Origin of the sequence: Eubacterium sp. AF36-5BH (assembly GCF_003460505.1) — a bacterium.
Taxonomy (GTDB): Bacteria; Bacillota; Clostridia; order Lachnospirales; family Lachnospiraceae; genus Eubacterium_G.
Window position 1 is genome coordinate 148,174 of sequence record NZ_QTVG01000002.1, and the last position, 15,007, is coordinate 163,180.

Annotated in this window: 12 protein-coding genes; 9 read left to right on the forward strand and 3 right to left on the reverse strand. The window is 32.8% G+C overall.

Annotated elements, in window-relative coordinates; genetic code table 11:
* Window positions 1-127 precede the first annotated feature (127 nt).
* On the reverse strand, window positions 128-610 hold the full coding sequence (locus DW006_RS02155) for an S-ribosylhomocysteine lyase (RefSeq protein ID WP_117998844.1): 483 nt from the start codon (window positions 608-610) through the stop codon (window positions 128-130).
* Window positions 611-927: 317 nt separating this feature from the next.
* Between DW006_RS02155 and DW006_RS02160 the strand changes: the two genes are divergently transcribed.
* The 4 genes from DW006_RS02160 to DW006_RS02175 all read left to right on the forward strand — a co-directional run bounded on the left by DW006_RS02160 (window position 928) and on the right by DW006_RS02175 (window position 4,576).
* Entirely contained in the window at window positions 928-1,389 is a 462-nt protein-coding gene (locus DW006_RS02160) for a hypothetical protein (RefSeq protein WP_117998845.1), read from the forward strand.
* A gap of 167 nt (window positions 1,390-1,556) precedes the next feature.
* A complete protein-coding gene (gene rsmH / locus DW006_RS02165; protein ID WP_117998846.1) occupies window positions 1,557-2,651 on the forward strand; it encodes a 16S rRNA (cytosine(1402)-N(4))-methyltransferase RsmH in 1,095 nt (364 codons plus the stop codon).
* 231 nt (window positions 2,652-2,882) lie between these two features.
* A complete protein-coding gene (gene trpS / locus DW006_RS02170; protein ID WP_117998847.1) occupies window positions 2,883-3,887 on the forward strand; it encodes a tryptophan--tRNA ligase in 1,005 nt (334 codons plus the stop codon).
* The gene (locus DW006_RS02175) at window positions 3,887-4,576 is read left to right on the forward strand and encodes a YjjG family noncanonical pyrimidine nucleotidase (RefSeq protein ID WP_117998848.1); all 690 of its coding nucleotides are present in this window, start codon (window positions 3,887-3,889) and stop codon (window positions 4,574-4,576) included. Before trpS ends, DW006_RS02175 begins: the two co-directional genes overlap by 1 nt.
* A 183-nt stretch (window positions 4,577-4,759) precedes the next feature.
* On the opposite strand, the gene DW006_RS02180 is transcribed toward DW006_RS02175, so the two are convergent.
* Together DW006_RS02180 and DW006_RS02185 are read right to left on the reverse strand one after the other, a co-directional pair.
* Window positions 4,760-5,422: a Pr6Pr family membrane protein gene (locus DW006_RS02180; RefSeq protein ID WP_117998849.1), complete on the reverse strand. Its 663-nt coding sequence runs from the start codon at window positions 5,420-5,422 to the stop codon at window positions 4,760-4,762.
* A gap of 277 nt (window positions 5,423-5,699) precedes the next feature.
* On the reverse strand, window positions 5,700-7,187 hold the full coding sequence (locus DW006_RS02185; protein WP_158561039.1) for a M15 family metallopeptidase: 1,488 nt from the start codon (window positions 7,185-7,187) through the stop codon (window positions 5,700-5,702).
* Window positions 7,188-7,395: 208 nt separating this feature from the next.
* Between DW006_RS02185 and DW006_RS02190 the strand changes: the two genes are divergently transcribed.
* Genes DW006_RS02190 through DW006_RS02210 form a run of 5 tightly spaced genes read left to right on the forward strand, consistent with a single transcriptional unit; the run spans window position 7,396 to window position 15,005 of the window.
* The gene (locus DW006_RS02190; RefSeq protein ID WP_117998851.1) at window positions 7,396-7,809 is read left to right on the forward strand and encodes a GNAT family N-acetyltransferase; all 414 of its coding nucleotides are present in this window, start codon (window positions 7,396-7,398) and stop codon (window positions 7,807-7,809) included.
* Window positions 7,810-7,830: 21 nt separating this feature from the next.
* Entirely contained in the window at window positions 7,831-8,499 is a 669-nt protein-coding gene (locus DW006_RS02195) for a histidine phosphatase family protein (protein ID WP_117998852.1), read from the forward strand.
* Window positions 8,500-8,520: 21 nt separating this feature from the next.
* Window positions 8,521-10,428 (forward strand): DNA gyrase subunit B, encoded by a 1,908-nt coding sequence (locus DW006_RS02200; protein ID WP_117998853.1) that lies wholly within the window; start codon window positions 8,521-8,523, stop codon window positions 10,426-10,428.
* A gap of 10 nt (window positions 10,429-10,438) precedes the next feature.
* Window positions 10,439-12,823, forward strand: a complete 2,385-nt coding sequence (locus DW006_RS02205) for a DNA topoisomerase (ATP-hydrolyzing) (RefSeq protein ID WP_117998854.1) — start codon at window positions 10,439-10,441, stop codon at window positions 12,821-12,823.
* A 52-nt stretch (window positions 12,824-12,875) separates the two neighbouring features.
* Entirely contained in the window at window positions 12,876-15,005 is a 2,130-nt protein-coding gene (locus DW006_RS02210) for an SH3 domain-containing protein (RefSeq protein WP_158561040.1), read from the forward strand.
* The last annotated feature ends 2 nt before the right edge of the window (window positions 15,006-15,007 follow it).

A 15,007-nucleotide genomic window follows, 5' to 3' on the forward strand; every position in this document is an offset into this window, starting at 1 on the left:
CAGCATTTGATGGACTTATGCTTATAAATGATTGCAGAAAATTCCACCCCTTTAGTTCTGTGAGAACATAAAGGGGTGGAAAAAGTGTATTTGATTAGTTTCATTTACAAAATTTGTCGAAAATAGATTAACTTTGTGGATAAATCAAATGTTCATCTGTAATATTTTCAAGAATTTCTGTGTAGTATTTGTTGCAAAGATATTTTGCCATATTAAGATTCATGTCTAAGTAGTTACCACAATCCTTAGCACATGCACCTGGCACTTCACCTTCAAAGTTTCTCATAAAGTCGAACATTTCTTTCATTAAATCAACAATATCTTTTGATTCGTAATCTCCGGCTAAAACTAAATAGAAACCTGTTCTGCATCCCATTGGTCCAAAGTAAATTGTTTTGTTAGAAAATTCCTTATGGTTTCTTAAAAATGTAGCGCCTAAATGCTCTATAGTGTGAACTTCCGCAGTATTCATAACCGGCTCAAAGTTAGGTTGTGTCATTCTAATATCAAAAGTTGTAATAGTATTCTCACCAACTTTGTCTTTTCTTGAAACATATACTCCGGGTAATAGTTTCAAATGGTCTATTGTAAAACTCGCAATTTTTTCCATAGTATGCCTCCTGATAAATAATAAATTTCTAGAAATATATTAAATAATTGTATGAGAAAAATCAACCAAAATCAATTATATGTTAAGTTAAGTATTAAGCAAAATCAAAGCTGTGTTAAGTTAAGTATCAAGCAAAATCAAAGCTGGGTTAAGTTAAGTATCAAGCAAAATCAAAAATGTGTTAAGCAAAGTATAAGCTAAAGTCAAAGATGTATTAAACAAGCAGTGGCTAAAATAAATTTGTTTACATTGTAAAGGTTGTATAATAAGATATATTGCATAAGAAAAAGTCTATAAATTATTTTTAGGAGAAAGTTATGAAAAAGAAAAAAAGAATATACTTAACTATTGTGATAGTTGTTATATTGGCAATAATGTCCGGAGTTACTTACTTACTGATTCAGAGAAAAAACACTGTAAATCAAATTGAAAAAATCGTTGAAAACTGCGCAAAAAATAAAATTGATAACAAGTTTATAAGTAATATTGATGGAGAGAAAATTTATTACTCAATACAAAACAATTGGACTGAAGAAGGTGGGATAAATCTGAAAAAGCTAGAGTTCTATATAGAGAGAAAGAATTGGTGTAAAAACTATATTTGTATAGAGATAGATTATAAAGGAACATTGAAGAATGGACAAAACAACGAAGGATGTGAGTATTACAAAATCTATTTCAGAAAGAGGAATAATGGTATATATATTACAAAGGTTGGTGTTTCTGTGGGTGAAGCAGGTGTTTATAGTTACGAACCGGTAAGTAGTATAGATGAATAGTAAACCGATTGTTTAAATCAAATAATTAGACAAGATAATTAAACAAAATAATAAGGTAGATAGTAAGCCAAATGGCAACCAAAGTAGTAAATTAATTAAATAAAATCAGTAGTAAGTTAAATAGTTACTGATAAACAAGAATACATTGCAAAAAAAAGGAGACCAAAATGGAAAATATAAAAGAAATCAATTCTAATAACATAGATAACCAGGTTGCAAATAATCAGGACAAGCCCCACAAGCGTCGTGTAAGGTATAAGGGAACTCATCCTAGAACTTTTGCGGAAAAGTACAAGGAGCACAATCCTGAAAAATACAAGGATACAATTGAAAAAGTAATTAGCAAGGGTAGCACACCTGCGGGAATGCATATTTCTATTATGGTTCAGGAAATTCTTGATTTTCTTGAAATAAAACCGGGACAAAAAGGCCTTGATGCAACTTTAGGCTATGGTGGTCATACGTCAAAAATGTTGGACAAGCTAGAAGGAAAAGGGCATGTGTACGGACTTGACATTGATCCTATTGAAATAGAAAAAACTAAAAAAAGGCTAAAAGACAAAGGCTTTGGGAAAGATATTTTTACAGGTGTAAATATTAACTTTAAGGATATTGATAAGGTAGCAGAAAAGTATGGAAAATTTGATTTTGTTTTAGCTGACTTAGGAGTATCGTCAATGCAAATTGATAATCCGGAAAGAGGCTTTACTTACAAATATGAAGGACCGCTTGATTTAAGGCTGAATCCAAATCAGGGAATTTCTGCAGCAGAACGTATTAATACAATTTCAATGGATGAATTGGAAGGTATGCTTATTGAAAATTCAGACGAACCTTATGCTTACGAAATTGCAAAAACAGTTGTTGAAGAAAGAAGAAAAAAGAAAATCGAAACAACAACTCAGTTAAAAGATATTATTGAGAAGGCTTTGATTTACCTACCTAAAAAAGAAAGGGAGGAAGCTGTCAAGAAAAGTTGCGCAAGAACATTTCAGGCACTTAGAATTGATGTTAATAATGAATTTGAAGTTTTATATGATTTTCTGGAAAAATTGCCGGAGGTTTTGGCACCAAATGGTAGAGTAGCAATACTCACATTCCATTCAGGAGAAGACAGATTGGTGAAAAAGTCATTTAAGGCTCTAAAAAAACAAGGTGTTTACAGTGATGTGGCAAGAGATGTAATAAGACCGGGAAAGGCTGAATGCAACAGAAACCCAAGAGCAAAGTCGACAAAAATGCGCTGGGCAATTAAGAAGTAAAGGTTATAAAAGTATTAATGTATTCTATATTTGACGTTCAAATATTTAAAACTTAATTTGCGAACATTTTAATATCATAATATCGAAAAATAATTTGCAGGTAAAAAGCTTTGTAATTGTAGTAATTAAAGAACTGGTTCTGTACTTTTTTCTATACAATTTATTACAAAAGTGATACAATACAATGGTATGTTAAATAATGAACAAACAATATATTCAAGGAGAAAAAATATGCTAGGAGATAAGAAAGTTTCATATAGTGCCATGCAGTCAACAGGCACACTTACATTAGGAAATTATTTAGGAGCTCTTGACAACTGGTTAAAGATGCAGGAAGAATATGAGTGCTTTTATGCAATTGCAGATTTACATTCATTAACTGTAAGACAGAATCCTGCAGAACTTAGAAAGAGAGCAAGAGATTTATATACATTATATATTGCAGCAGGATTAGATCCTGAGAAGAACTGTATTTACTTCCAATCACATGTATCTGCACATGCAGAGCTTGCATGGATTTTAGATTGCTTCACATACATGGGTGAACTTAACCGTATGACACAGTTTAAGGACAAGGCTGCAAAGCATGCTGACAATATTAATGCAGGATTATTTACATATCCGTCACTTATGGCAGCAGATATTTTATTGTATCAGGCAGATGTTGTTCCTGTAGGTGTTGACCAGAAGCAGCATTTAGAGTTGACAAGAGATATTGCTACAAGATTTAATGGAATTTACGGTGATGTATTTACAATTCCTGAACCATATATTGGAAAGTCAACAGCAAAAATTATGAGTCTTCAGGATCCATCAAGAAAAATGTCAAAATCAGACGAGAATCCAAATGCAAGTATTTTGCTTATGGATGATCCTGACACAATTATCAGAAAGTTCAAGAGAGCTGTTACAGATTCAGATATGGAAATCAGATATTCTGATGACAAGCCTGGAATTCAGAACTTAATTAACATTTATTCATGTATTACAGGAAAGACTATTGAAGAAGTTGAAAAAGAATTTGACGGAAAAGGTTATGGCGAGTTTAAGTTAGCAGTAGGTGAATCAGTTGCAGACAGACTTAAACCATTACAGGACAGATTCTATGAAATTCAGAAAGACAAAGCATATCTTAATGGTGTTATAAAAGAAAATGACGAAAAGGCTGCATATTTTGCAAACAAAACATTAAGAAAAGTTCAGAAGAAAGTCGGACTTACAGAAAAAATCAGATAATGATAAAAAATATATTATTAGATTTAGATGATACAATTTTAGATTTTAAAAAGTGCGAGCATGTAGCATTGGATAAGGCTTTAACAGTTCTTGGAGTGCCACATGATGAAAGTACGATTAAGCTTTATAGCAAGATAAATGATCTTCATTGGAAAAAGTTGGAAACAGGAGAACTGACAAGAAATCAGGTACTTCTAGGCAGATTTGAGATGCTGTTTGAGAAGATAGGTGTTCAGTGTTCAGGGCAAAAAGCTTGGGAAACATACGAAGAAATGTTAAGTAATCAGTATTTCTTTGTGGCTGGAGCAGTAGAGCTGTTGGAGAATTTAAAAGACAAATATAATTTATACATAGTTTCCAACGGAACCGCTTCAGTTCAGGATAGAAGAATAGCCGGAGCCCACTTAGACAAATATTTTAAGAAAATATTTATTTCGCAAAGAGTTGGAATAAACAAGCCGGACATTAGATTTTTTGAAAGATGTTTTGCTGAGATTCCTAATCTAAATAAAGATGAAACAATTATCGTGGGCGACAGCTTAAGTTCAGACATACAGGGTGGAATAAATGCAGGTATTAAAACATGCTGGTACAATCCACATAATCTAACCACACCTGACAATATGAAAATCAATTATGTTATAGGCAACTTAGAAGAATTGTATGATGTTCTAAAAAAAGAAAAATAAAGAATTATTTCCTAGTGGAATATTTTATAGGTAATAGGAATTTCAGAGAAATTTTATATTACTTACATAAAAAACATTAAGTATTTATTGAATGACCAAAAGTTAAATTGGTAATAAAAGTTAAACTTGTAATATAAGTTTAACTTGAAACATAACAGTTTAAAGGTTGATTCAAAGAAATACTTAATGTTTTTTTGCTTTTAAATTGCTTAAAAATTTATCTGCAAAAACAATAATAGTATTAACCGCCAGAAATATAACGGTAATTACCACAATGTAGAGTAAACACTTTCTCATACCCAAACAGTCATAATTTAGAAAGAAGTATGGGTATTTAGGTACATTTCTAAATTCTTCCGGTGTGTTACAGGCACATCTTGTAAAAAATGCGAAAATATATACTAATGGGAAAGCAAGCCAACTGAAAATATAACTCCATTTAAATAATCCCTTGGGCTGGAATATAAGCCAGTCAAAAACAAACATAAACGGCACAATATAGTGGGCGATGATGCTTTCCACAGGTAAGCCAAGAGGTGTCATAGTGTCTTGTTGCAATATTATTTTATGTTCTGAAAAATGATAAATTAAAAATGTACATGTAATGCAGGACAGTGCCATGCCCTTAAAATAAATTAAAAGAGTAGAGCGGGTATTCTTTTTTGTAAAATGTTTAATTAAAAGAACACTCATAAATACGGCACAGAAAATATTGCTCCACAATGTAAAAAAACTAAATTCGTGAACATTAACATCCCTGTCATTAATGTCAAAATGAATGGCGATTCCTGTAATTGATATGATTATAAATAAAATTCTGTAAATTAACTCAAATCTTTTTTTCATAAAACAAACACTCCTGATAATAATATTATTACCAGGAGTATGAAAAAAACATTTGTAAAATATTTCATTGTTAATTGCGTGTTTTAAAATCTCAAACACTTTTATAGATTAAAAAACATGTTTGAGTAATATGTTAAAAAATCTAATATATTTAAACTATTATATTAAAATTATTATATTTAATCTAATATATTTAAATTATTATATTGTTGTAGTTTTTACGATTACAGATTTTACATAACTATAGTTTGCGTATGAACATTTGTGTATGAACAAATTAAGTTCCCAAATAAGAGAAATGCATGTAGTCTTTTCTGTTGCCCCAAAAGCCTCTTTCAAAGCCATACTTATTTAAAATTTTTACAAGCGGGCATTTTAGTGGAATTGAATATTTGCTTTTTTTAGGTTTCCAAAAAGAACCTGCTAAAATCTGACCGTTGTCAATCATATAGTTTTCATTTGAATTAATATCAAAGGCTGTGCCGATACAGTGTTCAGAGGCTGAGCCGTTTCCACGCCAGTTGTAGCAACCAATGTCGTGAATAGGAAAACGTTCCTTTGTTTTGTAAATTTCTTTAAACATTTTTTTTACAGAAGGTGCCAGTCCCTTGTTCACCGTAACATAAAAATGTCTTGTATATTTTTTGCCACCGGTTGTTCTGTCCCAAACCTTAATTCTAACTGTTTTCATATTTTTATTTGCAATTTTTGAAGTTTTGTACCAGGCAGTTTTACTGTTGCCAAACAGTCTTTGTATACGACTGTCATAAGGTTCATTTTCAAAAGAGTAGTAGTTACAGTATTTTTCATAATAGCCGGGTTCAACGCTTAGAAGCATTTTTCCGGAAACTGTTTTATAGCTGTAAACCTTGTAATAATAGGCTTTGCCGTTTTTTACTTTTTTATGAGTGTAGTGTAATTTGTTGTTACCCTTTAAGGTGGCAAGCTTTTTGTATTTGCCATTGTATTTTGTTGAATAATAAATTACATAACCGTTACCATCTGAAATTTTCTTCCAGTAAAGAGTGTTGGTCTTTGGTTTTTTTGAATATGTAGTAGTAATTTTTGCACTGTCAGTTCGAACCTGGGCATATTTTACTGTAGAAAAATTACTGTAATATTTTACATTGTCATAAGTTACATAAGCACGTATTTTATAGTAATAGGTTTTACCAACTGTAAGTTTTTTATTTGTGTAACTGTAAGGTGCCATATAGTAATCAAAAGAGGTAGTCTTTACGGTTTTTATTAATGAATAACTTCCATTTGAAGTGGTGCTTCTGTAAACTTCGTAGCCTTGTGAGTCCTTTGTCCCGTTCCAGCTAAGTGTTATGCCATGAGACTTAACGGCAGTTGCTGTTTTTAATGTTGGTACAGCAAGAGGTGTAAAAACATCTTCTACGAAAATTGCCTCGCTTGTTTGCAAATCATCATTTTCATCGAAATATACTGTCTCGATTTTATAAAAATAATGCACGCCGGCACTGAAATTATAATCAGTATAATAAGGGAAATAGCTTTGTGACAATAACTGATAGTCGCCGTCCTTAGAAGTGGCTCTGTAAATATTAAAGTAGTAGTAATCATCATCACTAACATGCCATTGTAGTTCAACTGAGTCTGCAGTCTTATTTACATTGTCAATAACTGGCTGATAGTTTGTGGATAATGTGTCAGCAAAAACATTAACATTAAAAATAAAAGCAATATTAAATAGTAATGTGACAATGAAAAGCCCGACTAAACTATATTGTTTCTTTTTCATTTTCATATCTCCTTGTAAAATATTTTAGGCATAAACATACCCTGTCTACAAGTTTACCATAAAAGATGATTTTATAATAGAAAATAATATTTTATAACAGAAAATCATTTGAAGAAAGAAAATAAATATTGTATAATATATTGGTTAAAGTGGCTTTTTGCGTTCTGACGTTGGAAAGCTTAGACTTACTTAATGGAAAAGAGATATTATGATTTTAAAAACTAATCAATTGGACATAGATACATATTTAAAGTTAAGAGAAAAAGTAAACTGGAAGAAATTGACCAAAACTCAGGCAGAAGCAGCAATAAAGGGGAGTCTTTATACAGTAGTGGCTTATGAAGATAATGAGCCTGTAGGCATGGGAAGAATTGTAGGTGACGGGGCAGTAATCTGCTATATACAGGACCTTATAGTTGTTCCTGAATATCAGAAAAAAGGCATGGGACATGCAATTATTACTAAGCTTATTGATTATGTAAAGGAAATAAAGTTAAGTGACACAGAGATAATGCTTGATTTAATGTGTGCAAGAGGCAGAGAAAACTTTTATAAGAAGGAAGGCTTTATTTCAAGACCTAATGATAAGTTAGGTCCGGGAATGATTATGTACATAAAATAGAATTTTGGAAGGAGTAAGATTATGAATATTTACTTAATAAGACATGGTAGACAAAACAGTACATTATGTAATGTAGATGTGGAACTTTCAAAAGAAGGTAGAGAGCAGGCTGATTTATTAGGAAAAAGACTTGCAGAAAATGATTATGGCATAGAAGCTGTTTATTCAAGTCAGCTTATTAGAGCAAAAGAGACAGCAGATATAATTAATTCTCATTTGAATAAAAAGAGAGTAATAGATGAAAGATGGCAGGAAGCAAACTTTGGCGGTATGACAGGACTTGAGAATTCTGTTATTAAAGAAAAATATCAGGATTTTCTTTCTAAGAGAGTCTTAATGGAAGAAGATTTGCCATATCCTGACGGTGGTGAAAACTGTGAAATGGTGTTTAACAGAGTAATGGAAGCACTAAAGGATTTAACAAAGGAACCATACGAAAATGTATGCGTTGTAACTCATGGTGGAGTTTTAAGAGCTTTGCTTACAGGAATTATGGGAGCTGATTATTGTAAATGGCTTACATACGGAAGACAAATTGAAAATAGCAGTATCACTCACATTATGTATGATGAAAAAATGAAAACTTTCCATATTGAAAGATTTAATGATTTTGCACATTTGGAAGGAAAAGATTATTTAATGAGAAAGCATTTTGGAACAGGTTTTTTCAGAATGCAGAAAGATAAATAAATTTAAGACAGGGAGTTTTTTATGGCTAATAATTATGATGGAAATAGTATAGCGGTACTTGAAGGACTTGAACCGGTAAGAAAAAGACCGGGAATGTATATTGGTAGCGTAGGTACTAAAGGACTTAATCATCTTATATATGAAATAGTAGACAATTCGGTGGATGAACATTTGGCAGGGTACTGTTCTGAAATTACAGTAACTTTGGAAAAAGACGGTTCGGCTACAATTAAAGATAATGGACGAGGCATACCGGTAGATTTAAATGAACAAACAGGTAGGCCGGCAGTGGAAGTTGTTTTTACAACACTTCATGCAGGTGGTAAGTTTGGTGACAGCAACTACAAGATTTCAGGTGGTCTACATGGTGTAGGTTCATCTGTAGTTAATGCTTTATCACTTTGGCTGGAAGTTAATGTAAAAAGAGACGGAAAAGTTTATAATCAAAGATATGAACAGGGTAAGATTTGCTACGACTTAAAAGAAGTTGGAAAATGCAGAAAAAATGATACAGGTACAACTGTTAGCTTTTTCCCTGATGGAGAAATTTTTGAAAAAACATATTTTAAGGCAGATGCAATTAAAAGCCGTCTCCATGAAACAGCATACCTTAATCCTAATCTGACAATTATTTTTGAAAATAAAAGAGTAGGGGAAGAGGAGACAGTAACATTTTCTGAACCTGACGGAATTAAGGCTTTTATAGCTGATATGACTAAGGACAAGGAAAAAGTAACAGACATTATTTATTTTAAAGATGATATTGAGGGCATTGAACTTGAGATTGCTTTTCAGTATATAAATGAATTTACAGAAAATATTTCAGGCTTCTGTAATAACATTTACACACAGGAAGGCGGTACACACATAACAGGTTTCAAGTCAGTTTTAACACAGACAATTAATCAGTACGCAAGAGAACTTGGTGTGTTAAAAGAGAAGGATTCAAACTTTACAGGGGCAGATGTTAGAAATGGTTTAGTGGCTGTTGTGGCATGTAAGCATCCTGATCCAAGATTTGAAGGGCAAACAAAAACAAAATTGGACAATCCTGACGCTGAAAAAGCAACAAAGAGCATCGCAGGAGAACAGCTTGTTTTATTTTTTGATAAAAATATTGAGACTTTGAAAAATGTAATTAGCTGCGCTGAAAAATCTGCAAAAATCAGAAAGTCAGAAGAAAAAGCAAAAACAAACATGCTTTCAAAAAGTAAATTTTCCATTGACAGTAATGGTAAACTTGCAAACTGCGAAAGCAGAAAACCTGAAAAATGTGAGATATTCATAGTGGAGGGAGATTCTGCGGGTGGCTCAGCCAAGACAGCAAGAGACAGAAAGACACAGGCAATTATGCCAATTCGAGGAAAAATATTAAATGTTGAAAAAGCATCAATGGATAAGGTACTGGCAAATGCAGAAATTAAAACAATGATAAATGCTTTCGGATGTGGTTTTTCAGAAGGCTATGGAAATGATTTTGACATTGAAAAATTAAAATTCCACAAAATTATTATTATGACTGATGCGGACGTTGACGGTTCTCATATTGATACATTATTACTTACATTTTTCTATAGATTTATGCCTGAATTAATTAATCACGGTCACGTATATATTGCAACACCACCTCTTTACAAGGTTGTTCCAAAAAGAGGAGAAGGTGAATATTTGTATGATGACAAGGCATTGGAAAAATACAGAAAGACCCACAAAGGTTTTACACTTCAACGTTACAAAGGTTTAGGTGAAATGGATCCTGACCAGTTATGGGAGACTACGCTTAATCCTGAAACAAGAATTTTGAAACAGGTAGAAATAGAGGATGCAAGACTTGCTTCTGATGTAACAAGTATGTTAATGGGAAGTGAAGTAGGTCCAAGAAGAGAATTTATTTATAATCATGCAAAAGACGCTGATTTAGATATTTAGGGAGATATTAATGGCAGAACAAATTATAAAAACAGAATATTCTGAGGTAATGCAGAAAAGTTATATTGATTATGCAATGAGCGTTATTTGTGCCAGAGCACTTCCGGATGCAAGAGACGGATTAAAGCCGGTACAAAGACGTGTACTTTATGCAATGGATCAGTTAGGCTTATCTCATGATAAACCACATAGAAAATCAGCCCGTATCGTAGGTGATACAATGGGTAAATATCATCCACATGGTGATAGTTCAATTTATGAAACTTTAGTAGTTTTGGCACAGCAGTTCAAAAAAGGAATGGCGTTAGTTGACGGTCATGGAAATTTTGGCTCAATTGAAGGTGACGGAGCCGCTGCAATGCGTTATACTGAAGCTAAACTACAGAAATTTACAGAAGATGTTTATTTGGCAGACTTAAATAAAGATGTTGTAGATTTCGTACCAAACTTTGATGAAACAGAAAAAGAACCACAGGTACTTCCTGTACGTGTACCAAATCTTTTGGTAAATGGTGCAGAAGGTATTGCCGTAGGTATGACAACAAATATTCCTACTCATAATTTAGGGGAAGTTGTGGATGCGGTTATTGCTTACATGGACAAGAACAGCATTACAACAGAAGAATTAATGAAGATAATTCCCGGTCCGGATTTTCCCACAGGAGGAATTGTTGCCAACAAGTCTGATTTGCCTAAGATTTATGAAACAGGTACAGGTAAAATTAAGCTTCGTGGAAAATTAGAATTTGAAAAAGGCAAAGGCAGAGAAAAAGACAAATTAGTTATTACTGAAATTCCATACACAATGATTGGTACAGGAATAAGCAAGTTTATTTCAGACGTAATTGACCTTGTTGAAACAAAGAAAACAAATGATATTGTTGATATTTCCAACGCATCAAATAAAGATGGTATTAGGATTGTTTTAGAGTTGAAAAAGGGAGCAGATGTTGAAAAATTAACAAACATGCTCTATAAGAAAACTAAACTTGAAGATACATTTGGAGTTAATATGTTAGCCATTGCAGAGGGTAGACCGGAAGTAATGGGCCTTAAACAGATTGTTAAACACAGTGTTGATTTTCAGTATGAACTTGCCACAAGAAAATATACAACTCTTTTAAATAAGGCTTTAGAACAGAAAGAAGTTAAGGAAGGTCTTATTAAGGCAACTAACATTATTGATTTAATAATTGAAATAATCAGAGGTTGTCAAAGCCAGAAACAGGTTAAGGACTGTCTTGTAAACGGTAATACTGAAGGCATTAAATTTAAGAATCCTGAGTCAGCTTTATTAGCAGGCAATTTATGTTTTACAGAACGTCAGGCCCAGGCAATTTTGGACTTAAGACTTGCCAAGTTAATCGGTCTTGAAATTATGGCTCTTCAAAAAGAATACGAAGAACTTGTAAACCAGATTGCTGACTACGAAGAAATTCTTAACAGTAAAAGAGCCATGACAAATGCCATCAAGAAGGATTTAAGAGCCATTAAAAAGGAATACAACAGACCACGTAGAACTCTTATTGAAGATGGAAAAGAAGCTGTGTTTGATGAAAACGCATTTGTTGAACAGGAAGTTGTATTTGTTCAGGACAAGTTCGGTTATGCCAAACTTTTAGAGCCGGCAGCATTTGATAGAAATATTGAAAGTGTTACAGCCAATAACAAATATTACTTTAACTGTATGAACACAGATACAATTTGTATTTTTACAGATAACGGCAATGTTCATCAGATTAAGGTACAGAATATTCCAACAAAGAAAGTAAGAGAAAAAGGTGTCCCAATTGACAATTTAGGCAATTACAGTAGTCAGGGGGAAAACATAATTGCATTAATGTCTTTTGATATGATTAAAGATAAGAAACTTTTATTTACAACTAAAAAAGGAATGATAAAGCTTGTTGATGGTAGCGAGTTTGAGACTAACAGAAAAACAGTAGCAGCCACAAAGCTTGGAAAAGATGATGAGTTAGTATCAGTAGTTATTACAAGAGTTTCAGAGAAGGAAGTTGTGGAAGACACTGAAATGCCTATTGCATTATCAGGTGGTTCAGATGACTTTGAAATGCTTGATTATGAGCAAATGGAATTTACCAATATGGATACTGACAATCATCAGGAGAAAGAATTACAGTATACAAGAGAAATCTTAGTTTTACAGACAAACGACGGTATATTCTTAAGATTCCCAATTAAGGAAGTACCTGAATTGAAGAAGGCAACACTTGGTGTTAAGGGTATTAAACTTAATGCAGAAGACTTTGTTACACACGTATATCTTTTGGATATTGGTGATAATGAAGTTGTTGAATATAAAGGAAAACAGGTAGAACTTAGAAAACTCAAAATTGGAAAGCGCGGTACTAAAGGTGTAAAAGTTCGCAGATAATGAGACTTTGAAGAACTTGTAACTTGTTGTTATGCAAAAAAGGATGAAATATATGAGAGCACGCAAAAAAACAGTAAAAAACACAATTATAATAATTGTTATAGTAACCATGATTGTAAACTTGTTTTTTGGAATATCTTTTGACAGCAGAGAAGTAATGGCAGCAGATTCGTTTGAGACAAGTATTAAAGGTTTTCCTGGCAGTTATAAACCATATTTAAGGAAGCTTCACAAAAAATATCCTAAGTGGAAATTTGTTCCTTATAATACAGGTATTAATTTTAATACTGCAGTGGAAAATGAATTAAAAGATGACAGAAGCTTAATTGAAAAAAGTTACAGCAAGTATTTAAAGTCTACAGAACCCGGAGATTATAATGCTTCTACAGGAGCTTATATAGCAAAAGACGGTAGTAGTTGGGTAACAGCCTCAAAGGTAGCCGTCCAGTATTTTATGGATCCGAGAAACTTTTTAAATGATACGCATATTTATCAGTTTGAAAAATTAGCATACGATTCAACACAGACTGCAAGTGGAGTGGAGGCAGTTTTAGAAGGCTCTTTTATGTACAAAACAAACATTGGTTATTTAACAACTGCTGGCAAATACAAGTCAACAGATGTTAAATATTCATCAAAAATTATAGAAGCTGCAAAAGAAAGTAAGGTAAGTGCTTATTATATTGCCTCAAAAATACTTCAGGAAGTTGGTTCAAAGAAGAATTCAAAATATGCAGGTATGGGAGCAAGTGGTAGTGTTAATGGAGAGTATTCTTCTAAGTACAAGGGAATTTATAATTTCTATAACATTGGGGCTTACACAAGTTCTAATCCAATAGCTAACGGACTGGCATGGGCAAGCTCTGGTAATACATATAATAGAAAGTGGAATGCACCGGGAAAATCTATTATAGGTGGAGCAGAATATATAGGAGAAAAATACATTAATGCTGGTCAGTACACTACATACTTCCAAAGATTTAATGTAAATAAAAACTCTACATACGGTTTATACCAGCACCAGTACATGACTAATATTTACGGAGCAGCTTCAGAAGCAGCACTTGGAAGTGATGCTTATAATGAGATGGGTGTCACAAAACTTGCTTTAACTTTTGTAATTCCTGTTTACAAAAATATGCCATCTACAAGTGCCAAGGTAACAATAGGTAGCAGTTCAAAACAGGGGACGGTTATCTCAACAGTTAATTTAAGACAGGGTGCAGGCACTAATACAAATACATTAACAACTTTAAGTAAGAATACAAATGTTACAATATTAGAAGGTGTAAGAACAAGTAATCTGTTTGGCTCATCTTGGTTAAGTAACCCATACTGGTATAAAGTAAAATGTGTGAAAAACCACAAGACTTACACAGGCTATATTGCAGCATCTTATTTGAATGTTCACAGTGAAAAGTCAATTTCAAAAGGTGCTAAATACAAGTTACCGGTGTCAGTTACAAAAGGTCAGAGTGTTTATTATATGAGTGACAATCCGGCAGTTGTAAAGGTTGACCAATCAGGTTATGCTACAGCATTAAAGAAAGGCACAACAACAGTTAGAGCTTATACGGCAGCAGGCAATATGAGTGCTATGACAATAACTGTTGGACAATCCTATAAACCTTCAAAGCCTGTAGTTTCAGGTAGCTCAAAGAATTACAATTCTGTTACTGTTAAATGGAATGCTCAGAATAATATCAATGGATATTATTTATATAGAAAAAACGCAGCAGGAAAGTATGTTATAATAGCAAAGCCTAAGGGAAATGTTAACAGTTATGTGGACACAAATCTTGTATCAGGTACAGTATATAGCTACAAGGTAAAAGCCTATAGAACTGTATCAGGCAAGAAACACAAAAGTGCAAAATCAAAAGCAGTAACCATAAAACCAATACCTTCAAAGGTAAAAAAGCCAACTGTTACTAAGCAGGGCAAAACTTTGAAAGTTACATGGAAAAAGGTAGCTGGTGCAAGTGGTTATGTTATTTACAGGTCGACAGCAGCAAAGGGACCATTTACAAGAATAGCAGTTACATCCGCTAACAATGTAAATTGCGTTGATAAAAATGTTCAGGGCAAAAAGACATATTTTTATAAGGTTGCTGCATATAGAACAGTTGGAAATAAGAATATTTATGGAAAAAAATCAACAAAAAGGAAAATTATAAATTAAAA

What these genes read in the sequence shown, in the direction of transcription:
- DW006_RS02155 (WP_117998844.1), bottom strand. Translation starts at nt 610, where the DNA reads ATGGAAAAAATTGCGAGTTTTACAATAGACCATTTGAAACTATTACCC.
- DW006_RS02160 (WP_117998845.1), top strand. Translation starts at nt 928, where the DNA reads ATGAAAAAGAAAAAAAGAATATACTTAACTATTGTGATAGTTGTTATA.
- rsmH (WP_117998846.1), top strand. Translation starts at nt 1,557, where the DNA reads ATGGAAAATATAAAAGAAATCAATTCTAATAACATAGATAACCAGGTT.
- trpS (WP_117998847.1), top strand. Translation starts at nt 2,883, where the DNA reads ATGCTAGGAGATAAGAAAGTTTCATATAGTGCCATGCAGTCAACAGGC.
- DW006_RS02175 (WP_117998848.1), top strand. Translation starts at nt 3,887, where the DNA reads ATGATAAAAAATATATTATTAGATTTAGATGATACAATTTTAGATTTT.
- DW006_RS02180 (WP_117998849.1), bottom strand. Translation starts at nt 5,422, where the DNA reads ATGAAAAAAAGATTTGAGTTAATTTACAGAATTTTATTTATAATCATA.
- DW006_RS02185 (WP_158561039.1), bottom strand. Translation starts at nt 7,187, where the DNA reads ATGAAAAAGAAACAATATAGTTTAGTCGGGCTTTTCATTGTCACATTA.
- DW006_RS02190 (WP_117998851.1), top strand. Translation starts at nt 7,396, where the DNA reads ATGATTTTAAAAACTAATCAATTGGACATAGATACATATTTAAAGTTA.
- DW006_RS02195 (WP_117998852.1), top strand. Translation starts at nt 7,831, where the DNA reads ATGAATATTTACTTAATAAGACATGGTAGACAAAACAGTACATTATGT.
- DW006_RS02200 (WP_117998853.1), top strand. Translation starts at nt 8,521, where the DNA reads ATGGCTAATAATTATGATGGAAATAGTATAGCGGTACTTGAAGGACTT.
- DW006_RS02205 (WP_117998854.1), top strand. Translation starts at nt 10,439, where the DNA reads ATGGCAGAACAAATTATAAAAACAGAATATTCTGAGGTAATGCAGAAA.
- DW006_RS02210 (WP_158561040.1), top strand. Translation starts at nt 12,876, where the DNA reads ATGAGAGCACGCAAAAAAACAGTAAAAAACACAATTATAATAATTGTT.